At 36.1% G+C, this 23,054-nt stretch carries 23 protein-coding genes, 1 tRNA gene and 1 pseudogene; 9 read left to right on the forward strand and 16 right to left on the reverse strand.

Going from position 1 to position 23,054, the window contains the following annotated elements; genetic code table 11:
* Positions 1 to 139: 139 nt before the first annotated feature.
* The gene (gene dnaA, locus O5640_RS00005) at positions 140 to 1,540 is read left to right on the forward strand and encodes a chromosomal replication initiator protein DnaA (protein ID WP_269612492.1); all 1,401 of its coding nucleotides are present in this window, start codon (positions 140 to 142) and stop codon (positions 1,538 to 1,540) included.
* 27 nt (positions 1,541 to 1,567) lie between these two features.
* On the opposite strand, the gene O5640_RS00010 is transcribed toward dnaA, so the two are convergent.
* On the reverse strand, positions 1,568 to 2,815 hold the full coding sequence (locus O5640_RS00010) for a glutathione S-transferase family protein (protein WP_269612493.1): 1,248 nt from the start codon (positions 2,813 to 2,815) through the stop codon (positions 1,568 to 1,570).
* A 41-nt stretch (positions 2,816 to 2,856) separates the two neighbouring features.
* Between O5640_RS00010 and gorA the strand changes: the two genes are divergently transcribed.
* Positions 2,857 to 4,218 (forward strand): glutathione-disulfide reductase, encoded by a 1,362-nt coding sequence (gorA, locus tag O5640_RS00015; RefSeq protein ID WP_269612494.1) that lies wholly within the window; start codon positions 2,857 to 2,859, stop codon positions 4,216 to 4,218.
* Positions 4,219 to 4,232: 14 nt separating this feature from the next.
* On the opposite strand, the pseudogene O5640_RS00020 reads toward gorA, so the two are convergent.
* Positions 4,233 to 5,326, reverse strand: a pseudogene (locus O5640_RS00020) (calcium/sodium antiporter).
* 147 nt (positions 5,327 to 5,473) lie between these two features.
* On the opposite strand from O5640_RS00020, the gene pyrC reads away from it, so the two are divergent.
* The 6 genes from pyrC (at position 5,474) to O5640_RS00050 (ending at position 8,619) form a co-directional block, all read left to right on the forward strand.
* A complete protein-coding gene (pyrC, locus tag O5640_RS00025; protein ID WP_269612495.1) occupies positions 5,474 to 6,553 on the forward strand; it encodes a dihydroorotase in 1,080 nt (359 codons plus the stop codon).
* A 125-nt stretch (positions 6,554 to 6,678) separates the two neighbouring features.
* Positions 6,679 to 6,765 (forward strand) — tRNA-Leu (locus O5640_RS00030).
* A gap of 44 nt (positions 6,766 to 6,809) precedes the next feature.
* Positions 6,810 to 7,037 (forward strand): NAD(P)H-quinone oxidoreductase subunit L, encoded by a 228-nt coding sequence (gene ndhL, locus O5640_RS00035; RefSeq protein WP_269612496.1) that lies wholly within the window; start codon positions 6,810 to 6,812, stop codon positions 7,035 to 7,037.
* Positions 7,038 to 7,040: 3 nt separating this feature from the next.
* Positions 7,041 to 7,373 (forward strand): DUF3007 family protein, encoded by a 333-nt coding sequence (locus O5640_RS00040; protein ID WP_269612497.1) that lies wholly within the window; start codon positions 7,041 to 7,043, stop codon positions 7,371 to 7,373.
* Between the two features lie 83 nt (positions 7,374 to 7,456).
* Positions 7,457 to 8,257: a tryptophan synthase subunit alpha gene (trpA, locus tag O5640_RS00045; protein ID WP_269612498.1), complete on the forward strand. Its 801-nt coding sequence runs from the start codon at positions 7,457 to 7,459 to the stop codon at positions 8,255 to 8,257.
* 92 nt (positions 8,258 to 8,349) lie between these two features.
* Positions 8,350 to 8,619, forward strand: a complete 270-nt coding sequence (locus O5640_RS00050) for a YciI family protein (RefSeq protein ID WP_269613854.1) — start codon at positions 8,350 to 8,352, stop codon at positions 8,617 to 8,619.
* Here O5640_RS00050 and O5640_RS00055 read toward each other — a convergent pair.
* From O5640_RS00055 to hisIE, 5 genes are all read right to left on the reverse strand, one after another.
* Positions 8,595 to 8,945: a c-type cytochrome gene (locus tag O5640_RS00055; protein WP_269612499.1), complete on the reverse strand. Its 351-nt coding sequence runs from the start codon at positions 8,943 to 8,945 to the stop codon at positions 8,595 to 8,597. The two genes, O5640_RS00050 and O5640_RS00055, sit on opposite strands and share 25 nt — an antisense overlap.
* Positions 8,946 to 8,958: 13 nt before the next feature.
* Positions 8,959 to 9,291, reverse strand: a complete 333-nt coding sequence (locus O5640_RS00060) for a hypothetical protein (RefSeq protein ID WP_269612500.1) — start codon at positions 9,289 to 9,291, stop codon at positions 8,959 to 8,961.
* Positions 9,288 to 9,653 (reverse strand): YkvA family protein, encoded by a 366-nt coding sequence (locus tag O5640_RS00065; protein ID WP_269612501.1) that lies wholly within the window; start codon positions 9,651 to 9,653, stop codon positions 9,288 to 9,290. The genes O5640_RS00060 and O5640_RS00065 overlap by 4 nt, the downstream gene beginning before the upstream one ends.
* A 2-nt stretch (positions 9,654 to 9,655) precedes the next feature.
* A complete protein-coding gene (locus O5640_RS00070) occupies positions 9,656 to 10,579 on the reverse strand; it encodes a sigma-70 family RNA polymerase sigma factor (protein WP_269612502.1) in 924 nt (307 codons plus the stop codon).
* Positions 10,580 to 11,038: 459 nt separating this feature from the next.
* On the reverse strand, positions 11,039 to 11,683 hold the full coding sequence (hisIE, locus tag O5640_RS00075) for a bifunctional phosphoribosyl-AMP cyclohydrolase/phosphoribosyl-ATP diphosphatase HisIE (protein ID WP_269612503.1): 645 nt from the start codon (positions 11,681 to 11,683) through the stop codon (positions 11,039 to 11,041).
* 77 nt (positions 11,684 to 11,760) lie between these two features.
* Between hisIE and O5640_RS00080 the strand changes: the two genes are divergently transcribed.
* The gene (locus O5640_RS00080; RefSeq protein WP_269612504.1) at positions 11,761 to 12,231 is read left to right on the forward strand and encodes a 6-carboxytetrahydropterin synthase; all 471 of its coding nucleotides are present in this window, start codon (positions 11,761 to 11,763) and stop codon (positions 12,229 to 12,231) included.
* 45 nt (positions 12,232 to 12,276) lie between these two features.
* On the opposite strand, the gene clpB is transcribed toward O5640_RS00080, so the two are convergent.
* The 9 genes from clpB to O5640_RS00125 all read right to left on the reverse strand — a co-directional run bounded on the left by clpB (position 12,277) and on the right by O5640_RS00125 (position 23,039).
* Positions 12,277 to 14,868 (reverse strand): ATP-dependent chaperone ClpB, encoded by a 2,592-nt coding sequence (gene clpB / locus O5640_RS00085; protein WP_269612505.1) that lies wholly within the window; start codon positions 14,866 to 14,868, stop codon positions 12,277 to 12,279.
* A 389-nt stretch (positions 14,869 to 15,257) separates the two neighbouring features.
* Entirely contained in the window at positions 15,258 to 15,608 is a 351-nt protein-coding gene (gene petE / locus O5640_RS00090; protein ID WP_269605036.1) for a plastocyanin, read from the reverse strand.
* A 54-nt stretch (positions 15,609 to 15,662) separates the two neighbouring features.
* Positions 15,663 to 16,649: an NAD-dependent epimerase/dehydratase family protein gene (locus tag O5640_RS00095; RefSeq protein WP_269612506.1), complete on the reverse strand. Its 987-nt coding sequence runs from the start codon at positions 16,647 to 16,649 to the stop codon at positions 15,663 to 15,665.
* Positions 16,646 to 17,704: a uroporphyrinogen decarboxylase gene (hemE, locus tag O5640_RS00100; protein ID WP_269612507.1), complete on the reverse strand. Its 1,059-nt coding sequence runs from the start codon at positions 17,702 to 17,704 to the stop codon at positions 16,646 to 16,648. The genes O5640_RS00095 and hemE overlap by 4 nt, the downstream gene beginning before the upstream one ends.
* A 161-nt stretch (positions 17,705 to 17,865) precedes the next feature.
* Positions 17,866 to 20,133: a 1,4-alpha-glucan branching protein GlgB gene (gene glgB / locus O5640_RS00105; protein ID WP_269612508.1), complete on the reverse strand. Its 2,268-nt coding sequence runs from the start codon at positions 20,131 to 20,133 to the stop codon at positions 17,866 to 17,868.
* Positions 20,134 to 20,189: 56 nt separating this feature from the next.
* Entirely contained in the window at positions 20,190 to 21,767 is a 1,578-nt protein-coding gene (locus tag O5640_RS00110) for a CocE/NonD family hydrolase (RefSeq protein ID WP_269612509.1), read from the reverse strand.
* A 7-nt stretch (positions 21,768 to 21,774) separates the two neighbouring features.
* Positions 21,775 to 22,044, reverse strand: coding sequence for a hypothetical protein (locus O5640_RS00115; RefSeq protein WP_269612511.1), 270 nt, complete (start codon positions 22,042 to 22,044; stop codon positions 21,775 to 21,777).
* A gap of 46 nt (positions 22,045 to 22,090) precedes the next feature.
* Positions 22,091 to 22,507, reverse strand: a complete 417-nt coding sequence (locus O5640_RS00120; RefSeq protein WP_269612512.1) for a DUF4332 domain-containing protein — start codon at positions 22,505 to 22,507, stop codon at positions 22,091 to 22,093.
* Entirely contained in the window at positions 22,500 to 23,039 is a 540-nt protein-coding gene (locus O5640_RS00125) for a Ycf51 family protein (RefSeq protein WP_269612513.1), read from the reverse strand. The genes O5640_RS00120 and O5640_RS00125 overlap by 8 nt, the downstream gene beginning before the upstream one ends.
* Positions 23,040 to 23,054: the final 15 nt, after the last annotated feature.

A 23,054-nucleotide genomic window follows, 5' to 3' on the forward strand; every position in this document is an offset into this window, starting at 1 on the left:
GTATATATAATTGCCTTTCTCTTCCTAATCCATTGCGATAGTTGATCTTTTGATAATTCAATTCAGATTTTACAACTGGATTCCCAAATTTAATAATGATTGATTATAGTTTTTGGCTACACTCATATTCCATTAGGTAATGCATGTGCCAACTCGGAATGAGCTATGGACGAAGGTGCAGCAATTACTGCAAAAGAATTTAAGTAAGCCTTCATACGAAACATGGATACGTCCAGCCGAATTCTCTGAGTTCAAAGATGGCTGCTTGACTTTGCTTGCTCCAAATAGCTTCTCAAGTGATTGGTTAAGGAAAAATTATTCACATACAATTGAAGAGATTGCAACAGAGATATATGGTCATGAAGTTAAAGTTTACATAAAAGTTAAAGAAGGATTTGCATCAAATAAAAACGATAAAAAAAAGACTTTTTCTAATGTAGAGAATAATTCAATTAATTCACGTGAGAATTCAGACGTTAATTCGAAGCAAGCCCCAATCAAGAAATTTTTACCGGGTTTGAATCTTCGATATGTTTTTAATAGATTTGTCGTCGGTCCCAATAGTCGAATGGCTCATGCTGCAGCAATGGCAGTAGCGGAGGCCCCGGGTCGAGAATTTAATCCATTATTTATTTGTGGAGGAGTTGGCTTAGGCAAGACCCATCTAATGCAATCAATTGGTCATTACCGATTGGAAATCGATCCACAAGCAAAGGTTGCATACGTTTCTACGGAGACTTTTACCAATGATTTAATAGTTGCAATTAGAAAAGATGGAATGCAAGCTTTTAGAAATCGATATAGAGAAGCGGATTTGATATTGGTTGACGATATTCAATTTATAGAGGGTAAGGAATATACTCAGGAAGAATTCTTTCATACTTTTAATGCTCTGCACGAGGCTGGTAGACAAATTGTTCTTACAAGTGATAGGCCTCCAAGTCAAATACCTCGTTTGCAAGAGCGATTGATTTCAAGATTCTCAATGGGACTAATCGCAGATATTCAGGCGCCAGACTTGGAGACGAGAATGGCAATATTACAAAAAAAAGCTGAGCATGAAAGAATGCGTTTACCAAGAGATTTGATTCAGTTTATCGCTGGACGATTCACTTCTAATATAAGAGAACTCGAGGGGGCTTTTACTCGTGCTGTTGCATTTGCCTCGATAACTGGGTTGCCAATGACAGTGGAATCAGTAGCACCTATGCTTGACCCTACTGGACAAGGAGTAGAAGTTAAGCCTAAACAAGTACTTGAGAAAGTGGCTGAGGTTTTCGGAGTCACTGAGGAGGAGATGCGTAGTCCAAGTAGACGTAGGCCTGTTAGTCAGGCAAGACAGGTAGGTATGTATCTCATGCGTCATGGAACAGATTTAAGTCTTCCGCGTATTGGAGAGTCTTTTGGTGGGAAAGATCATACAACAGTCATGTATGCCATTGAACAAGTAGAAAAGAAATTATCAAGTGAGCCTCAATTAGCAAGTCAAGTTCAAAAAGTAAAGGATCTTCTTCAGATTGATTCACGAAAACGTCGTTGAATTTAAGATTTTATAGTTAGAGGGAATTTATTTATACAAAAACTGAGTAGGGTTTTGATCAAGTCTATTTCTTGTAGGTATTTCTGGACCTAGATCACTACCATCAATATTTGCTGTGCGTTCAAGAGCTTGTCTCAACAATCTTCCCGATAATAAAGGCATATCTCTTGGGACTGAAATTCTATCTCGGAGGTAACGTAATGCAGAGGCACTATTTTTCTCTGGAGTGCAATCTTTTTTTGAAATCATTGAAGTTAAGGCTGCTCTCAATGGCTGATCGAATAATTTATCTTTCATTGGGTTAACAGCAATGATTTTTTCTTTGTGTTTTATAACTCTTTCTAAAGCTAATGCCTCAAATTGTTGTTCTGACTTTTGATGAATTTTGAAATCTACTAGTTCTAAATGTCCTAGTCCAGAACCAATATCAATTTCGTGGCTATATAATTGTTGTTTCGCATTGGAATAAGTAAAGCAACCTCCCATTTGAGGAGGTAAATCATGAGCATGAGTGTGAAAATCTCCTTGAGTTCCTCTATATTCCTCAAGTTTTTCAAGATTTTCAAGCCATGTATTTATAAAAGGGTGTTCTTCTCTTAATGAATACCCTTTGTAGTACGCCAATGAGGCATTCATTCTTTCAACGTATGGAATAAAAATAACATCTGCTGATCCAGGCGTTTCACCATTTACTGTTGAGATTGGTGTTAGCCATCCTGAAGCATTTTTTTGTAGTTCTTTTTCAAATTTTTTTGCAATATTTTTGAAATTCTCTTTCTTTTGTACTTCTTGGGCTTGAAAAAGAGAGTTGCGACACAACCAATTACACCAAGATGAGAATAATTCTCTTTCAAGTCTTCTATTCTCTAAGACTTTCTTCTCGTTAAGCGATTGACCTAGAGGCCCATAAATTTCTTCTAACACAAATAGGATCTCATCACTTTCTGTGAATACATGATTTTCAATTTCTATTGCGGGGAGCATTCCTGAGGGCACTTTTTTTAAATACCATCTTTCCTTTTCTCCGTAGCAACGCATGGTTACTTTTTTAATCCGGTAAGGAATTTTTTTAAGCTCTAACCAAATCCAAACTTTTTGGCAATAAGGACACCAAGCATGATTGTCTCTGTAAAGAGTAACAATTGCTTCGGACTCATCTTTATTAAAAAGACGAAGTGAGGAATATGGGTTGTTGAACCCATTGATTTGATCAATGGGTTCGGCTGCATATATTGCTAATTCTTCCCAACTCATTGCATTTCTGGTTGGATTCATTTATTTCAACGAGAATAGAGAAATAATACTAGGTTGCAAAATTGAAAAGATCTTTTGATTTGATTGTCATTGGTGCAGGATCCGGTGGATTAGCTGCTGCAAAGAAAGCAGCCAGTTATGGAGCATCTGTAGCGATCGTCGAGGGCGATCTTGTCGGAGGGACGTGTGTAATAAGAGGTTGTGTTCCTAAAAAATTATTAGTTTGTGGCTCTTCTCTCCTAGAGAGCTTTTTGTCTGCACCATCTTATGGTTTTGATTTTAATAGTTTAAAGATCAAGTCAGAGACTTTATTAGCTAATGTTCGAAAGGAAGTGCAAAGGCTGAATGAATTACACGAGAATTTTTTAAATAAGGCTAATGTTGAGCTTTTTAAAGGTTGGGGTGAGTTTAAAAATTCAAATTGTATCGCAATTAAAAATCGAATAAATGGAGAGACTTTAAATGAACTTGATGGAGAAAGAATTTTGATTGCAGTGGGAGGCAGACCTCAAAAACCAAATATCGAGGGTGCCTCTTTAGGTTGGACAAGTGATGATATGTTTCTTCTCAAAAGCTTTCCGAAAAAAATTACAATTGTTGGTGCAGGCTATATTGCTTGCGAATTTGCATGCATATTGCACGGTTTAGGTGTTGAGGTTACTCAATTAGTTAGAGGTGATCAGATTTTAAGAGGATTTGACTTTGAACTTTCTTCAGCACTAACCGAGGCAATGAAAAATAAAGGAGTTAACATAAACTTTGGTGAGAATATTTCTTCACTAAAAGGAACTCCTGGAGCTTTAATTATAAAAACAAATACAGGTAAAGAGTTTGACTCGAATGGATTGCTTTTCGCTACTGGTAGAAAGCCATTTTTAGAGGGGTTGAAGTTAGAACAAGCGGGTATAGAAACTCTTGAAAATAAAATTAAAGTTGATAGTGAAAGTAAAACAAATATTTCTAATATCTTTGCTATTGGAGATGTAACTGACAGGATCAACTTGACACCTGTAGCAATTGATGAGGGTAGAAAGTTTGCTGATAGAAATTATGGCAAATCAGCTCAAAAGGTTAACTATGATTTTGTTCCTTATGCTGTATTTAGTCAGCCTGAAATAGCTTCTGTTGGCATAACTGAAGAGAAGGCTATCCAGTCGTTGGGAAAAGATAATATGGAAGTATATAAATCAATATTTAGACCCTTATCTAAATCATTGCCAAAGACTGGTCCTAAATGTATTTTAAAGCTAATAGTTGATAAAAATAATAATAAAGTTTTGGGATGTCATATGATTGGTGACAATGCATCAGAGATTATTCAGATGGCATCAATCTCACTAATGCTAGGAGCTAAAAAATCTGATTTTGATAATACAATGGCATTGCATCCTACAATAGCCGAGGAATTCGTGACAATGAGATGATTTATATAAAGGCATTAGTTATTAGAACTTTTTCTTATCCTTAACCAGTAAGCAATTGTCTTATATATAATCATTACTATTGATAATGATATGGCTATAAAAACTAATTCTTTGAATGCTGAATGTAAAGTTGGTAGAGTTAGAGGTATTATTTTGTCTGCAATGTAAAGCATATATAATCCTAATAAAACACCACCTTCTCCTCTACTTATTATTCCTTTTGTCCAAAAAATTGGCATGCACGCAAATGTAGTAATTACCATGATAGGAATATCCTTAGTTATAAGTAAATTCTCAACCACTAAACCACTGCCTCCAGATAATACAGAACAGCTACCTAAAACTAGTAATTGATTTAATAAACAACTTCCAATTACGTTGCCTATTGCTAGATCAGTTTGACCACGAATAGCAGCCACTAGTGACGTAATCAACTCAGGTAAAGAGGTGCCCAGCGACACTATCGTTAACCCAATTATGGCTTCGCTTACACCTAATAATCCTGCAATTGTAGATGCGCCTTCTATTAACAGCCTTGATCCAAGAGTTAGCAAGAAAATACCACCTAATAATTTCATGCCTGCATTTAATAAACTTGTTGAGTCTTTTTCTATATTGATTTCTGGCTCTGCTTCTTGGGTTTTTGAGGCTCCTCTCTTGCTGTGCGAATTTCCCAAGTGGTATTTATTATCAGCGCAACTATCAAAGCTACTCCAAATTGCCAAGTTATCAGCTCTGATGCGGCCATACCCCAAACGGCAGTTGAGACTGCTAAAAGAAGAGGAATGTCTCTCCTTACAAGACGACTTTCAACTCTTAAAGGTCGTAAAAGAGCACTTCCTCCTAGAACTACCATCACATTGAAAATATTGCTGCCAACAATGTTGCTCAAAGCCAGACTATCTGATCCAGTGAGGGAGGAGTTAACACTCACAAATAGTTCAGGTGCACTTGTACCGAGAGATACTATTGTTAAACCAATAACTAGTTGAGGGATCCCAAGGATTAAGGCTAAAGCGACAGATCCTTGAATAAAGAACTCCCCACCGCTAAAAAGTAAAAGTATCCCAGTAATAAGCTCTAAAAATGACAATAATGTTAATGGCATATTGAGTAATTTATGGAGAAACTAAATTAGTGAATTAATTTATATTATTTTCATTTGGTATTATCTTAATATCTTAGCCCTTTATTGATACTTGAAGACTTATAGATCAAGGTTGCATAAGATATACATTGAAAAAGCTTTAATCCTGTGATTGCTTCTGTTAATCAAATCTCATTATTAAAGCCGGATGATTGGCATCTGCATTTGAGAGATGGAAAGATTCTTAAAGGTGTTTTAAGTCATACAGCAGATGTGTTTTGTCGTGCAATCATCATGCCTAATCTTGATCCGCCAATAACTACTTTAAGCCAAGCACAAGAGTATAAAAAAAGAATTATCCAGTCTATCCCTGAAGGTATTTCTTTTACCCCATTAATGACAGCGTATCTTACAGATGATATGCCTGCGGAGGTCTTAGAGAGAGGATTTAGAGAAGGTGTCTTCCATGGAGCAAAGCTCTATCCAGCTAATGTGACAACTAATTCCTCGTATGGGGTTACAGATATAAGTAAAGTCGTCAATTTATTTGAGACGATGGAAAGAATTGGTATGCCATTATTGATTCATGGAGAAGTGACCGATTTCAATGTTGATGTATTTGATAGAGAAGCTGTTTTTATTGAGCGTCACCTTGAACCATTATTACGAAGATTTTCTTCACTTAAAGTGGTTTTAGAACATATCACGACCATTGATGCAATTGACTTTGTAGAAAACAGTGAGTTTGATATAGCCGCTACAATCACACCTCATCATCTACATATCAATCGAAATGCAATGTTCAATGGTGGGTTAAGGAGTGATTTTTATTGCTTACCCACAGCCAAACGTGAAATTCATCGTATTGCTCTAAGACAAGCGGCTACTAGCGGTAAACCTTGCTTTTTCCTCGGAACTGATTCAGCACCTCATACCCGTAGATTTAAGGAAAGCTCATGTGGATGTGCGGGGATCTTTAATGCCCCTTTCGCTTTGGAAAGCTATTTAAAAGTTTTCGAAGAAGAAAATGCCCTAGATAGGTTTGAAGCTTTTTCAAGTATCAATGGAGCAACTTTTTATGGATTACCTTTAAACACAGAGAGAATAACATTAGTTAAAAAAAATATTTCCGTACCTCAAATGATTGACGTTGGACTAGATGGTGATCCCAATGATTTTGTAAAACCATTTCATTCAGGAGAAACTCTTGGCTGGGTAGTAAAGGATGTTAGTGAGATTGGTGAATGAGTCTTCCAATAATTATTTAACTCTAGATATTCTTAAGAGTACTGATTTAAGCACATACGTTTACGCTAATATGTGAATGGCTTAGAGTTGAATCTCTAGCATTGTGATAACCCTTGCTATCACTGGGGAGTGTGGCGGAATTGGTAGACGCACCAGACTTAAAATCTGTTGGCCGCTTTTTGGCCGTGGGGGTTCAAGTCCCCCCACTCCCATGATCTTTTCTATCTCGATTGTGTGTTTAGTCCCTTTTGGCTTAATGGGAGCGGTTAATCCGATAATTACATTATCTGCTTATGTGGTATTGGGAGGGGTGTATTTATTGGTAGTTCCTTTATTTCTTTTTTATTGGATGAATAATCGTTGGAATGTTATGGGAAAGTTAGAACGCCTTTTTATATATGGACTTGTGTTTCTTTTCTTTCCTGGAATGGTTTTGTTTGCACCGTTTCTTAATTTAAGAATGAATGGAAAAGAGGAGTCTTGAACTTTGACAAGAGCACAGGTTTTTCAAATAGGTTTGCTTGTTTTTGTTTTAGGCGGCTTGGGATATGAAGTGTTTCAGTTACTTGGATTTGAATCAATATCAGCTGGTATTGCAGCGCAGTCAATATTAATTTTAATTATTTTTGCATGGACCGCCTCTTACCTATTCAGGGTTTTTTCTGGGAATATGACTTTTATGGAGCAAAGGAAAAGATACAGAGAGGCTTATGAAAAATTGACTGATGAAAAAATTAGAGAAAAGTTTGAGGCTATGACAGAAGAAGAAAAAACTGAATTACTAAAAACCGTTGAGGAAGAAAGTATTGAACAAACTTAAGTTTTAATTACGAAATCTCAATAATTTTTTACTCTTAGGGATATAAAAATGATAAAAAAGATAGATACCCAAGGCTTAAAACATTGAAAAGTACAAATATTAGTAGGTCTTTTTCCAAAATAAAAAAGGAGAAAAGAATTGCATTAATGCCTTTCCTTATGGCAGGTGACCCTGATTTGGAAACCACAGCAAAGATTCTGTTAGAACTTCAGAAAAATGGTGCTGACATGATTGAGCTAGGCATTCCATATAGTGATCCCTTAGCAGATGGACCGATTATTCAATTAGCGGCTTCCCGAGCTCTCTCTGCGGGAACTTCTCCTGACAGGGTTTTCAAAATGTTGTCTGAATTGAGAGATCAATTGACAATACCAATAATTTTATTTACTTATTCAAATCCACTTATTAATAAAGGTCTGGAAGAATTTTGCTTACAAGCTTCAAAAGTAGGTGTTTCAGGACTTGTTGTACCGGATCTTCCATTAGAGGAAGCAGAAAAACTTTCTGACATAGCTGAATCTAAAGAAATGGATTTGGTTTTACTTGTCGCGCCTACAACACCCAAGGATCGTATGAAAAAAATTGCCGCGACATCTAATGGATTTACTTATCTTGTTAGTGTTACTGGGGTAACAGGAGAAAGGTCGTCACTAAAAGATAATGTTGGCTCTCTTGTTAAACAACTAAAACACTCTTCATCTAGCCCAATTGCTGTGGGTTTTGGGATCTCGGAGGTGAAGCATATTCAACAAGTTCGAGAATGGGGCGCTGATGGAGCAATTGTTGGTAGTGCTTTAGTTAAAAGAATTGCTAATGCCTCTATCGGAATGAAAGTGGAAGAAGCTGGTTCTTTTTGTAAAGAACTAAGAGCCGCAACTAATTAATATTTTTTTAAATATCAACAGATCAAGCTGAATTTTGAATTCTTTTTTATGTTTTATCTTGAGTGATATTGTCTTCTTTTACTATTAAAATCATGGATCAATTTGTCCTTTGGGGATCTTATTGTGAAGATGCTCTAATAAAGAGAACACCTTTTAGGGATGAGCATCTTCAAAGGCTCTCATTACTTAAGGAAAAAGGTATATTAATAACATTAGGACCGACGAAATGTAATAAATATGTGTTTGGTATATTTAAATCTGAGGACATTGAAAATATCAGACGTCTTATCAAAGAGGACGTTTACTGGAGAGAAGGAATATGGACTGATTTTGAAATTTACTCATGGATCCAAGCTTTTTGAGATTGTTTCCAGACCCAATTGGCTACAATTTGATCGCCATTTTCTCCTAGTTCATTTTCATAACCACTCATTATTCCTAACCCTTGTCTTGCTATCTTCGCTATGGCTTCTGGATTGTCAATTCCATTACGCTTTAAGGATGACATCTTCAAATTCTTTGATCTTCTAATTATGTTCCCGCCATTAGTGTGACATCCAGCACAGTTGTTTTTGAAAAGATTTTTCCCTAAATCTTCCTCAAAAGCATTTAGCGCTTTCGGCAGACTTAAATAAAAAAATATGCAAGAAAAACTGATTAGAAAAAAAACTATTAATTTTCTTTTCATAGTCTTGTAAAGCTTATTTGTCGAAATTAATTTTTGAAAGGTCCTCACAAATTTCGTCAAGAAGATCAAGTTGTCCAGAAGAATTTATATCAAAACTCTTCTTCATTTTCCCACTCCCCCCTTTTCTCCATAACTCTTCAACTTCACAAAGTCGATTTGCAATTTTTGGAATTCCACCAGAGTTATAATCTTTTTTTAAAGATTCAATTAAAATTGACATTCTTGCTGAAGGGAGATTAAGACTTTGGCAAAGTTCTGATTGGGTTCTGCCCGTCTGCTTCAACCAATCTTTGATAAGGAGTATTAAATTTTCTTCGATATCTTTTGACCAAAGATGTTTGATCATAGTGGGAACCACTTATCCAGCTTAGATTTGGCTCTGAATTTTATTTCTGGAGTAATGTGATGTTGCCAAAGACCAATTACAGCTGTTAGGGCGACAAAATCATCGCTAAAACCTGAGGCAGGAATAAAGTCGGGAATTAAATCAACAGGAACAATTAAATAAGTAAGTGCTCCCATTATGGATAATCTCACTTGGGGAGGAGTTGAATTATCCATGATAAGTTCAAACCCTTCTAAGGCGGGCTGTGCAATCGCTCTGCCTGCTTTTAATAGGATCTTTTTTAGTACGCCCTCGTCGACAACAGAACTTTCAAGTACTTCTGCTTCAAATACTTCTTTATTTGAGTTTCTTGAACTAACCACAATTAAATACGAGTCTCTAAAAGACCACTTTGAATACCTGTCTTCCTTAGTTTCCTTAATGCACGTTGAACTACTTGTCTGCAATATTCCCTGCTGCAATTCATTTGTCTGGCTACTTCCGCTAGCGTCCTCCATTCATTAGATCCATCTAGGCCAAATCGAAGACTTAGTATGGTTCTCTCTTTGGGTGTGAGATTTGATTTATCCAATAACGACCAAGCTGAGGCACTTCTCTCGGCTAATTCGGCTAGTTCCATAGGAGGAACTTCCTCACTTGGAAGAATATCGACAAGCTCCGAAGGATCTGCTTTGGACTTTACTGCACCTTGCAAACTTACTGTGATACTTCTCAGCTCGCATGCAAGTAATTCTTCTACTTCCTCTAAAGGAATTTTCATTTGTGTGGCTATTTGGTTGGTTGAAGGATGAACCCCAAGTTCTTGCATTAGTCGAGACTTTGCGGAACGAAGCTTCGTTAGCTTTTCATTTATGTTTACAGGGATTCTTATAGTTCTACTTTGAGTTGACAGTGCTCTATTTAATCCTTGCCTAATCCACCAGTAAGCGTAAGTTGAAAATCGATGCCCCCTTTTTGGATCGTATTTCTCAACAGCTCTTGTTAACCCTAAGGTGCCTTCCTGAATCAAATCAAGAAGGTCCAGACCTTTCCCTTGATATCGCTTCGCTAAATTTACAACAAGCCTCAAATTTGCAGTGATCATTTGATTCTTGGCACGCTCGCCTGCCTTAAGAGTTTTCTTCTCTGCGTTTGAATATTTGCACGCTGGCCCATTACCTCCAGCTTGTTGGCAGCGCTCATTAAGTGCAACCATGGCTTGAACTTCTCTACCCATCGTGAGCTCTTGCTCTGGTGTGAGCAATTCGTGTCTTCCTATTTCTCCAAGAAAGTCGCTTAATGAACTCACGATTTATTCCTCCTTATTTTAACAACCTAGAGAAAAATTGTTTACTTTCAATAGGCGTAATAAAGTGTTCGGAATTTATTATTTATCCTTTATCTATTCTTAATGCCTTCACTAGGTCAATTAAGCCAAAGGAAGTTTTTTATATTTTTCACTTGGCACCTTAAAAATGCGTTTCAATAAATTATTTTTTAATAAAAATATCTCAAAACCCACTGATGTTAATGAAATATTTAAAGTAGAATTTTGATCTATAAAATTCTTGAAAGATTTTTTAGTCTCGAAAAATTATCTTTAAGTACCACTCCTGTTTTTATTAAACGATAAAATACCAAAGATTTAAGAAAATCGGTTGATTTGTTTTTTTTCTCTTTCAAGACTTTTTATTAATTTAATCTTTTGTCTTTGTACCAAAGAAACTCTTTTATAAGCAAGAAAATAATATAAGGGTTGGTTCATTTGTTATTGATTTCTTCTGGGAGCACCTCTTCTTTTTACTAAAACTTTCAGAACGTCTTCCCAAGAAACGTTTTGATGGGCTAAAGAAACTTGCATATGGAAAAGTAGATCTGCAGCCTCATTAGCAACTGAAATAGGATTTTTATCTTTACAAGCCATAATAAATTCGGCTGTTTCTTCGCCAATCTTTTTTAGGATCTTATTATCGCCTTCCTTAAGAAGAGTATTTGTATAGCTTCCCTCCTCAGGATTACTCTTACGACTCTCTATGACTTTGAATAATTCACTACAAGCATCAGATGGAGGGTAAAGAACGTCTTCATTTGTTTCTAAATCTTTAAAGAAACAACTTCTTTTTCCTGTATGGCATGCGATTGAACCAATTTGCTCAATTGATAAAAGTATTGTATCTGAATCGCAATCAGTCCTAATTCCTTTCAATTTTTGAAAATGTCCGCTCGTTTTTCCTTTGTGCCAAAGCTCTTTCCTTGAACGACTCCAATAGTGAACTTCACCAGACTCTAATGTTTTTGTAATGGATTCTTTATTCATCCATGCCATCATTAAAATTGAGCCATCGACCCAATCTTGGGCTATGGCTGGGATCAAGCCGTTTTGATCAAAATGAAGATTATCTATAAAAAGCATTTTTAATTAAGCCAATTAGGCTTTTTAACTGTAATTATTTAAATTTAATCCTCTATTGCTTTTTTATTCATCTTTTTATGACGATTAAAGATATTCCATTTAATTGCTCAAAGCATTTTAAAGACTATCCATGTTCTCACCGTCAATGGAAACATAAAGGACACTGTCATTATGTTCATGGATACAGTCGAAGCTTTACCTTTTTCTTTGCCTCAAAAAAACTTGATGAAAATGGCTTCGTTGTCGATTTCTCAAGTCTGAGATCTTTGGAAGAGCAGTTGAAAGATCATTTTGATCATACTTTCCTAGTCAATTTTGATGATCCTCTTCTTGAAACATGGAAAGAGCTTCACTCTAAAGAAGTACTTGATCTTAGAGTTATGAACAATGTTGGTATGGAATCAACTGCTGAATTAGTGTGGGGATGGGCTAATGATTTATTATTTTCAAGAGAGAAAGGTAGATCTTGTTGTTGGAAAGCAATAGCACATGAAAATGATTTTAATTCTGCTAGTTATACCCTCCTCCCTGAGTGGTTCAATCCTTAATGCAGTAAGACTTCTTGTTGAAATAGAATTATCGTTTTCAGTTTTTTAGTTGAAAATTAATTTTGATTCTTTAATCTCTATCTTTATAGTGCTTCCTTCTTTATATTTGCCTTTAAGAATATATTTTGCTATTTCACTTTCTAATTCTTTTTGAATAACTCTTTTTAAGGGCCTAGCACCATAGCTTGGGTTGTATCCAATTTCAGTAATCAAAGATAGGACATTATCATCAATTTCAAGCTCGATTCCTTTGGCTTCCAACCTTTCTCTCAAACGGTTTAATTGTAAATCGACTACTTTAAGTAGAGTTTCTTTTTTAAGCGGATCAAAATTAATTATTTCATCAAGCCTGTTTAGGAACTCAGGCCTGAAATATGATTTCAGTTCTTGATTAATAAGTTCATCTATATTTGTCGACGGATTATTGGTTACATCATTTTCAGAGATTAATTCGCTTCCCAAATTACTGGTGAGAATAATAATAGTGTTTTTGAAATTTGTTGTTCTTCCTTGGCCATCAGTTACTCGGCCTTCGTCAAGAATCTGTAGCAATACATTGAAAACATCTTTATGTGCTTTTTCAATTTCATCGAAGAGCAAAACGCAGTAAGGTTTTCTTCTGATTGCTTCTGTTAATTGTCCACCTGCTTCGTAGCCAACATAACCAGGAGGAGCGCCAATTAAGCGACTTATAGAGTGCTTTTCCATATATTCAGACATGTCTATTCTAATTAAGGCATTTTCACTATCAAAAAGTTGAGAAGCCAAAGCTTTAGACAATTCTGTTTTCCCCACGCCTGTTGGTCCTAAAAATAAAAAACTTGCGATTGGTCTGCTTGGATCACTAAGTCCTGTTCTAGATCTTTGTATTGCAGATGATATTGATTGAACGGCTTTATTTTGACCAATAACTTTTTTTTGAAGCTTAGATTCAAGATTGAGTAATTTTTCAATTTCAGTTTGAGCAAGTCTTTTAACTGGGATAGATGTCCACTTTGCAATTATTTCAGCTACATCATCGGCTACGACCTCTTCTCTCAAGAGAGATTTCTCGGCATTTTGAGAGGAGTTTTTTAAATTAAGTTCTTTAGATTTTAAATTTTGTTGATAATTCACAAGGGTGCCGTATTCAAGTTCAGCAGCCCTATTGAGATCATAATTCCTTTTTGCTTTTTCTATTTCTAGTTGTACTTTCTCTATTTCTTCTTTAAGTGTTGAAATTTCTTTGATTGATTCTTTCTCTTTTTTCCATTTCTTGTTTACATCCATTTGATTTTTAGTTAATAAAGCTAGTTCTGTAGTAATTAATTCGAGTCTCTCTTTACTTGAATTATCTGACTCACCTTCCAAAGACAATTTCTCCATCTCAAGTTGGATGATTTTTCTATCAATCTCATCAATTTCTTCTGGTTTTGATGTTATTTCCATCTTTAAACGTGAGGCTGATTCATCGATTAGATCTATAGCTTTATCAGGTAAAAACCTTTCGGGTATATACCTATCACTCAATATCGCCGCGGCTATTAGAGCGTTATCAGAGATACGAACACCATGATGGACTTCATATCTTTCTTTTAGTCCACGTAAGATCGAGATCGTATCTTGAACAGAGGGTTGTTTTACAAGTATTTGCTGAAATCTTCTTTCCAGAGCAGGGTCTTTCTCAAAATTTTCTTTATGTTCATTGATTGTTGTTGCTCCAATACATCTCAGTTCACCTCTGGCAAGCATTGGCTTTAGGAGATTACTAGCATCCATTGCACCACCACTCGCTCCTGCTCCGACGACAGTATGTATTTCATCAATGAACAAAATTATTTTTCCTTCTGAATCTGTGACATTTTTAAGAACTGACTTAAGTCTTTCTTCAAATTCACCACGGAATTTTGCTCCTGCTATTAATGCTCCCATGTCTAAGGAAATTAGTTGACGGTCTTCAAGGGCTGTAGGAACATCTCCGTTGATAATTCTTTGTGCTAAACCTTCAATAATTGCTGTTTTACCTACGCCAGCTTCCCCAATTAAAACGGGATTATTTTTAGTTCTACGGCTAAGTATTTGAATAGTTCTTCGGATTTCCTCATCTCTTCCAATTACAGGATCTAATTTTCCATCTCTGGCGGCAGAAGTAAGGTCTAGTCCGTACTTTTGCAGAGCTTCGTAGCTATTTTCAGCATTTTTCTGGGTCACTTTTGTGTCACCTCTAATAGAATTGATAGCCTCTAGCAGACTGTTTTTGTTGATTTGATTTTGTTTTAGTAACCTATGACAAACTCTCTCGTCATCAAATAGGGAAATCACTAAATGTTCGCTTGAAATAAAACCATCTTTGAAAGATTGTTTAATAATTTTTGCTCTTGAAATTGAAAAAGATATATTTTTACCAAAGAAAATTGATTCTTGTTCCTTCAGCATTTTTGGTTGGTTCTTTATAAATTCTTCTATTTCTATGAGTAGATTTTTTACTGATCCGCCCGATCTTTCTATTGCTTTTATTGCGATTTCATTTTTCTTTAGAAGAGACCAAAGAAGATGTTCTGTTTCTAAAGTCTGATGTTTTTCATTTAAGGCTAGATCTTTTGCATCAATGATCCCTTGCCAAGCAATGTCTGTAAAATCATCCGGATTTACCTTCATCCCTTAAAATTAAGAGCCATATTTATAATATTCAAGTCTTTTGATTGTATAAATATAAGAAAACCGACCTTTTTTTATTTGTAGAATAATTTGTTAGATCACTTTATGTTTTGGAACTAATTAGTTGAACTTTTAATATATTAGTTTTATCTAATTAGACCATTATTCATGTTGATCAGAATTTTATTATGATAAAAATTTTCCCATTTTATAGCGAAATAACACTTTTTCTAAGCTAAGAAGAAATATTTTATGTTTTAAATTGTAATGGTTTTTTCTTCTTAAAAAAAATTGTGCTCATTATTGTTTTTGATTAAATTTCTAAATATATTTTTTCATAAAAAAAGATGGGGGTGACCCCCCATCTTTAACAAATTCTATTAGGAGATTTAATTAACTACGATTTTTCCAACCATGCCCGCACCCCTGTGAGGCTCGCAATAAAAGTCGTATGTTCCAGCAGTGCTGAAAGTTCTCTCCCAAGACTCTCCTGGAGCGAATGCTAAATCTGGATGGCTTAGATCATCATTTCCGTCAAAAACAGCATTATGAGGAGCTAGTTTGTTATTTACAAACTTTACGGTGTCACCGGCGCTTATGTTTAGGGTGCTTGGTTCGAAAGCAAGCATTCCTGCATCGGTGCCAAGCTTAACTTCAACAGTTGAAGCATTCACATTGGATACGCCAATTACTAGGAATGCAAAGAAAGCAAATAAAGCTGTTGAAATAGAACGAATCATGAAATTAATTCTTTTCTTTTTTTAATTTTACTACTTTAGCCTCTGTTTGCCATTTTAGTGTTTATTTAAACCAGAATTATGTAAAACTTGACTTAAAGTTTTAGCATAACTAATACCTCCAAAGGTTTCAGGAGAGGTTACTGGTTCATGTATAAAGTTTTTTTGTCTAAGACTAAATCTATCCCAGTTTGTAATTTGAATTGGTAGTAATATCGTTAAAAGTTCAAGAAGCCAAGTCCAAAGAGGGATTTGAGGAACTCTACTCATTCCTTTCCATTTTAGAAGCGTCTGAACTGCCACATCAATACTTATATAGGGTTGCCCTAAGACGAATTTTCTTATTTTAGTACCAGAAATGCTTGGTGTAGGCTCGTAAGCAGAGGTGGCTAGATGTCCGCAAATGAAAGCGATATCTGCTGCGTGAATAAAATGAAATCTTGAGAATAATTTTATCCATCTTGCCAGCCAAATCCATTTCAATGCATCTCTAAGTCCTTCGGTAAGATAACTAGTTGGGAATTTACTTTTACCATCTAAACGTCCGCTAAAAACTAGTGTTGGGAAAACAGCTATGATCTTGGTTGCAAGCTCATGAGACTCAAGCTCTCTGAGGCATTGTGCTTTCGTTTGTATATACTCTGTTCCATAGGTAAAAGCTTCAGGTAACAAATTTAAGTTTCTATCAAGAACACTTGCAGTTGAGAAATAAATAATTTGTTTGATATTCGAAGGATTTAGTAAATTGAGCAAATTTTTTACTGCATCAATATTTACTTCTTTCGCTCTTTTAGGATCACCCCAAGCAGTTGCTGTATGAATAACTCTGTTAACTTCTGAAATTTCTTTCTTGAACTTATTTGATTGTCTTAAATCACCTACTAAAACTTTAATCCTTGGATTTTCTAAACTTATTGAAGTTATTTTTTTTGGATCTCTAACCCATAAAAGTAATTCTGAACTTGAGTTTTCGATTAGCCAATTTGCTATGTATTGTCCTACACATCCACTTGCTCCTGTGATCAGAATTATTTCGTTTTTCAAGATGAAACTTTTATAAGCTCATTGACATTTTTACCAGCCTCGAAAAATACTCTTGCGTTTTCTTCGGGCGTTCCAGGAAGTATTCCATGACCAAGGTTAAGAATATGTTTTCTACCTTTTGCTTTTTTTACTACATCAACAATTCTTGATCTGATCGCATCTGGAGTACCAAACAAAAGTCCTGGGTCAACATTCCCTTGAACCCCCACTGATTGAGGCAGTCTGTTTAGTCCATCTTCCATGTCAACAGTCCAATCTAGAGAGACTATATCTACTCCAGTTTGTCCCATCCTTTCAAGAACTCCAGCACTGCCAGAGATATATAAAATCATAGGGGTATCTGGATGTTTCTCTTTTACTAGATTGACTACTTTTTGTTGATAAGGTGCAGCAAACACGTCATAATCTTGTGGACTTAATTGTCCTGCCCATGAATCAAACATTTGAACTACTTGGGCTCCAGATTCAATTTGGTAGGACAAATAGTTCGCAATTGATTCTGCAAAGTGATTTAAAAGTTGATGCAGTAGTTCTGGCTCTTGAAATGCCATCGCCTTAATAACTGCATAATTTTTGCTGCTTTTCCCCTCTACAACATATGCAGCAAGAGTCCAAGGAGCACCTACAAATCCTAAAACCGCAGCCTTGTTCCCAACGCTTTCCCTTAGCCTCCCAAGGACTTCACCAACAAAAGACATGCTTTCTTCAGGTTGAAGGGGCTTTAGATCTTTAACTTGTTTGAGAGTTCTTATTGGGTCATTTATCAAGGGCCCTTTACTTTCAACGATGTCAAAGTTAATTCCCATTCCAGGGAGAGGAGTTAAGATATCAGAAAAAAGTATTACTCCATCTGGTTGAAAAGCCTTAAAAGGTTGCATTGAAATTTCATAAGAAAGATCGGGGTTTTCTGATCTTTCCCTGAAACTTGGGTGGTTATCACGCAGGTCGCGATATACCTTCATGTATCTTCCTGCTTGTCGCATCATCCAAACCGGGGGCCTTTCAACATTTTCTCCGCGAGCTGCACGAAGTAGTAGAGGAGTAGTTTCGTTCATTATTTTGTCCTTTTAAGAGAAAAATTTACATGAAGCAGTAACTTGAAAAACATGAAATACGTTCTCTGCAAAAGTTCGTCATACCTTTTGAATTTTTACATCTAGACGACAGGTGAAATTAGGTTATGAGGCAAGGTTGAAACATTTCTATTCGCGGAGGGTTAATTCTTGTTGGATTTATGCTTGAAGACTAGAACGCTAAGAGGAGGAAGACATAGATCTATAGAATTTTCATAGCCATGTATGTTGTGTGAATCTGTTGATTTCCCTCCCATATTTCCTAAATTTGAGCCTCCATATTGACTCGCATCTGTGTTGAAAATTTCTTCATAGAACCCATCTATAGGTACACCTATTCTGTAATTAGAGTGATTTTGAGGGGTAAAGTTGGCAACTATAACTAACCATTGACCATCAGTTTTTTCTCTTCTCATAAAACTAATTACTGAATTTCTATTATCGTCGCAATCAATCCATTGGAATCCGTATTCTTCAAAATCATTTCTCCATAAAGCAGGTTCTTTTTTGTATAAAGTATTCAAATCATCTACTAATTTCTGTATGCCTTTGTGAGGTTCATAATTTAGCAGATCCCATTGCAAATCATCCCAAACATTCCATTCTTGACGCTGCCCAAATTCCATTCCCATAAATATTGTTTTTTTACCTGGATGTGTCCACATATATGCAAGTAAGGCTCGCGTATTAGCATACTTTTGCCAGTCATCACCTGGCATCTTATGTAGGAGATGACTTTTTCCGTGAACAACTTCATCATGGCTTAAAGCAAGCATAAAGTTTTCGGTAAAGTTATAACAAATGGAGAAAGTAATGTTGTTTTGATTAAATTGTCTAAACCATGGGTCAATTTCAAAATAATCGAGCATGTCGTGCATCCAACCCATGTTCCACTTTAGATTGAAACCGAGTCCATCCATATCAGTTGGTTTGGTTACACCAGTCCATGTGGTTGACTCTTCGGCAATAGAAAGTGCACCTGGAAAATGTTGAAAAAGAACGTGATTAGCCTGTTGTAAAAATCTGACTGCTTCAAAATTTTCATTTCCTCCATCATCATTAGGTATCCATTCACCCTCCGGACGAAGATAGTCTTTGTAAAGCATTGAGGCAACTGCATCAACACGTATTCCATCTATATGAAATTGATCAAACCAGAAAATCAAATTTGCAACAAGAAAATTACGAACTTCATTTCGACTGTAATTGAAAATTAATGTTCCCCATTCTTTGTGCTCTCCAATTCTGGGATCTGAATGCTCATATAGATGGCTACCATCAAAATAAGCAAGTCCATGCTGATCTTTAGGGAAGTGGCCTGGAACCCAATCGAGAATGATTCCTATTCCCTCTTTATGGCATGAATCAACGAAGGCTCGAAACTCATCTGGTGATCCATATCTACTTGTAGGCGCATACCAACCAGTAACTTGATATCCCCATGACCCATCAAAAGGGTGTTCTGAAATTGGCATAAGCTCGATATGAGTGAAGCCTCTCTCTTTGACATAGGGAATGACCTTATTTGCCAGCTCTTTGTATGTAAGCAATCGTGAGCCAGGCTTCATATCTGCTGCTGGGACAGGGGGCCTATGTTCTCCGTTTGAATTGATAAATGGATCATCTGAGGAAGCATGCATCCAGCTTCCTAAATGCATTTCATAAACCGATATTGGTTGCTCTAAAGGATCTTTATTGTCACGACTGGATATCCAAGACTGATCATTCCATTTAAATGAGTCGATTTTTGCTATGACTGAGCTTTTTGCTGGTCTTACTTCATGTTGAAAACCATAAGGGTCAGCTTTCTCGTAGCAATGTCCTTTTTCAGTCCTGATTTCATATTTATATAAATCTCCTTCATTTAGACCAGGTATGAATAGTTCCCAAATCCCTCCCAGACGTTTCTGCATAGGGTGATGTCGACCATCCCATGAATTGAGATCACCAATAACAGAAACGCTTTTTGCATTAGGCGCCCATAAGCAAAACATAACTCCTTGCTTTTTATCTATTTCAGTAAGGTGAGCACCCATTTTTCGCCATATGTGGTGGTGATTTCCCTCCGCGAAAAGGTGTCTATCAATTTCACCCATCCACTCTTTTCGGAAGCTCCATGGATCATGTTGCACATGTTCAATTCCTCCTCGATTTACTTTTATTTGATAATCAGTACCAGGATCTTTTTCTAAAACCCCCTCAAATATCCATTCATGGTTGGGATTTTGTAGCTGAACTGTCTTTCCTTGTGTTATTAGTTCAACTTCACTTGCCTCAGGCATCCATATTCGAATTATCCATTTATCTTTAAACTGTTGAGGACCAAGAATGGAAAATGGACTTTCATGTCTACATTCAGAAAGTCTTTGCCCGTCATCTCTCAAAGAATCTAGAAGAATAGAGACAGACATGACTTATTGCTGAAATAGCTAGTTAGCTTAATGCTATGCAAGTAAATATTGAACCCCTAAGAGGAAATAAGTGATTCAAATTTAAGTTTTGACTTTGAAAGCAAAAGTGAAATTGTAGTCACTAAGCAGTGAGGACTGGGCCCTTCACATAAATATTGACTCTGTCCAGGATTGATTCCAATTGCTGGCCATCCAGACCCTGAGATTGAAATTCTTAAACGATCTCCTTGTTTAAATGTGGCGAGAACTGGTTGAAGTGTGATCTTTCTTGGGCTTTTTATACCTTTATCACAATTGACAATTCTGAGTACACCAGTAGAAAGTTGATTGGCTGTATTTTCAAGTTCATTGGGAATTATTGATAATGCAACGAATAGATCAAAACTTTCCCTGTCACACTTGGTTTCTAAAAAAAGAGTTGGGATACCCTCCAGCCTAAGATCGTTTAAAAAAGGAATTGATGTAAATACTGCGACGTCAGGGCGAATATCAAGATTAAATCTGTTTGCTTCACCTGGCGTATCACTAAGATGCCCTCCGATCGCTGGTATAGGTCTCCATGGGTCATGAACTAAATTCACTTCACCGTTTTCTTGTGAATCAGAATTAGGGACTAGGCCTCCTTCAAGATGACTTATGGAGGCTAAACCTTTGCTACGAAGATTCCATGCAGGAGTTTTACTTTTAACTGAAAGCTCCCAATTCTTCGTGGTTAGATTCCAAAGACTGATTTTTTTGGAAAGAATTTCTTTGTTTTTTTCTTTTAAATGAGAATCAAAAAAATTTAACTGTGTAAGTTGTGCACCCTCCCACCATTGAAGATGAGTTGCAGGACCAATTAGTAATTTAGGATTCCCTCCTGCTTTTTTAGCTTTCTCAAAAATATCTATAATTCCTCTTAAATGGGGATCCCACCACCCCCCAATTAGAAGCAAAGGTTTTATTAACCAGCTATCTAATGGCTTATGAGTTTTCCATTGAAGATTTTTTCTGGAGGAAAGATTTAGCCACTTATAGGCCATTCCCTCTGGGTCATTCTTTTTAAGTAATTCATGTCCATTAAATAAATATTTTTTTGATTCAAGGTTTTCACGAATTTCGTGCCAAGCTGTCCAATTCTTTTCTCTTTGTGCTTTTTGGGCAGCTAATTGCAAACCCCATCCAATGCCCAAGTGCCACCAAAAAGCCCCTCCTTCACAACTCCAATGAGCATCCTCCGAAAGGCCTGTCATCGCAGGAATAATGCAATCAGGAGGAGGTGTCCCTTCTTCTGCGATGAGCTGCGTTAATCCTTGATATGAAAAACCATATGTGCCTAGGAGACCATTGCATTCAGGTAAAGATCTAACCCAATTATGCGTTTGACTGGTGTCTGAAGCTTCTTGACTAAAACCTGAAAATACACCTTCAGATCCACCTTGCCCTCGCACATCTTGAATGACAACTAAATAGCCATTGCTAGCCCACCAAGAGGGATGGGCATAGGTGACTGTAGAAGCAATTTCTCTTTTATAAGGCTGGCGCATAAGCAAGGTAGGCCATGGCCCATTTCCCTGAGGAAACCAGATTCTAGATTTTAGTAATGTTCCGTCTTTAAGTTGAAAGTCTTCGTCTCTATATTTTATTGAATTCATTATTTTTTTAAAAAGTTTCTGGGCAATAAAGACCTCTTACGTACATAGAAAGGATCTCAGCATCAACTTCGCTTATGTTCTTTTGAATTGAGATTTGTTGAATAGATTTTGATGAACCAGCTGAAATGTTTTCTTTATTTAGTTCTCGGAAAGTTTTACAAATAGATTTTGCTTCATCAGGATTCCTTTTTACACCCTCAAGAAGTCTTGATTGAGCTATTGCATCTTGACTGAGTCCAAGTGATGTAAATATTAAAGTGATTAGTAAACTATTCATTTTTCTTATTTACCTAGTTTATTTTCAATTATTTATATTCTATTACTTAATTCTTCTTGGGTAAATTAAATAATGTTTTTTTCGCTTTCTCTATTAAAAAGTGAGCTTTTTTTAGATCTATTATTGGAATTCTTCCTGTTCGAAGAATTCTTTCAAAGCGTCCTGTTTTTTGAACTAGCTCTTGAGGAGTAAGTCTTGAAATGGCCTTGTTTGAAATTAATCCTGAGTGCATAAGCAAGGCTGCTTCGTTAAGTTGAATATCTAAAGTACAGATAAAATACGCTATGCATTTAAGTCTTTTTAGATTGCGAACACTACCCAGACTTCCATAGATTAGATGATTGATTTCTTCATCACTAATAGATAATAAAGAGTCCCACGTTTTTATATTATTTGATAAGAGTATTTTTTCTTCTTGATAAAAGGCTTTAGGAAGATCTTTCAATAATGACTTATTATTCATCAGTCTCTATTGATGTGATTTCTTCAATAGCAGCGTTATTCGATAAATATTCACTTGAAGAGTAATTCCTATCGGGTAATTCTATTATCTTTGATTCTTTTAAATCATTGATTAATTCACCTAGAATAATTGGTTTACTTATTCCATCACCAGCTGATTCTATCTTTCTTAGCCTGACTTTGACCTGAGCACCATTCCTCCCCCCCCCTTTCAAATTACCAGCTATTTGTAACAATGTTGGTTTGATAGCTTCTTTAGGAAAGTCATTTGATGCTTGAGCAACAACTAAATCAAATCCATTGTCATAAACAATAGGAGCATATTTGTAACCTTCGACATTAAAAGGAGGAGTATAACTTTGCTCAAAGGCCCAGCAACTAAAAGATAGTAAAAGTGTGAAAATTGTTGTCCCAGTTAATCTGAATTTAATTCCCCAGTTGAATAAATAAGCCAAAATAGTCAAGACGCCAAGTCCTGAGCCTCCCCAGGCTAGCCATTTCGTAACATCTTGGATAACTTCACTCATAGACATAGGCTGGTTTCTCCT

Source organism: Prochlorococcus marinus str. MIT 0912, from assembly GCF_027359595.1.
Taxonomy (GTDB): Bacteria; Cyanobacteriota; Cyanobacteriia; order PCC-6307; family Cyanobiaceae; genus Prochlorococcus_B; species Prochlorococcus_B marinus_C.

Coding starts and splice junctions, on each gene's coding strand:
- dnaA (WP_269612492.1), top strand. CDS start 140: ATGCATGTGCCAACTCGGAATGAGCTATGGACGAAGGTGCAGCAATTA.
- O5640_RS00010 (WP_269612493.1), bottom strand. CDS start 2,815: ATGAATCCAACCAGAAATGCAATGAGTTGGGAAGAATTAGCAATATAT.
- ndhL (WP_269612496.1), top strand. CDS start 6,810: ATGGGAGCGGTTAATCCGATAATTACATTATCTGCTTATGTGGTATTG.
- O5640_RS00050 (WP_269613854.1), top strand. CDS start 8,350: ATGGATCAATTTGTCCTTTGGGGATCTTATTGTGAAGATGCTCTAATA.
- O5640_RS00055 (WP_269612499.1), bottom strand. CDS start 8,945: ATGAAAAGAAAATTAATAGTTTTTTTTCTAATCAGTTTTTCTTGCATA.
- O5640_RS00060 (WP_269612500.1), bottom strand. CDS start 9,291: ATGATCAAACATCTTTGGTCAAAAGATATCGAAGAAAATTTAATACTC.
- hisIE (WP_269612503.1), bottom strand. CDS start 11,683: ATGCTTTTTATAGATAATCTTCATTTTGATCAAAACGGCTTGATCCCA.
- O5640_RS00080 (WP_269612504.1), top strand. CDS start 11,761: ATGACGATTAAAGATATTCCATTTAATTGCTCAAAGCATTTTAAAGAC.
- clpB (WP_269612505.1), bottom strand. CDS start 14,868: ATGAAGGTAAATCCGGATGATTTTACAGACATTGCTTGGCAAGGGATC.
- petE (WP_269605036.1), bottom strand. CDS start 15,608: ATGATTCGTTCTATTTCAACAGCTTTATTTGCTTTCTTTGCATTCCTA.
- hemE (WP_269612507.1), bottom strand. CDS start 17,704: ATGAACGAAACTACTCCTCTACTACTTCGTGCAGCTCGCGGAGAAAAT.
- glgB (WP_269612508.1), bottom strand. CDS start 20,133: ATGTCTGTCTCTATTCTTCTAGATTCTTTGAGAGATGACGGGCAAAGA.
- O5640_RS00110 (WP_269612509.1), bottom strand. CDS start 21,767: ATGAATTCAATAAAATATAGAGACGAAGACTTTCAACTTAAAGACGGA.
- O5640_RS00115 (WP_269612511.1), bottom strand. CDS start 22,044: ATGAATAGTTTACTAATCACTTTAATATTTACATCACTTGGACTCAGT.
- O5640_RS00120 (WP_269612512.1), bottom strand. CDS start 22,507: ATGAATAATAAGTCATTATTGAAAGATCTTCCTAAAGCCTTTTATCAA.
- O5640_RS00125 (WP_269612513.1), bottom strand. CDS start 23,039: ATGTCTATGAGTGAAGTTATCCAAGATGTTACGAAATGGCTAGCCTGG.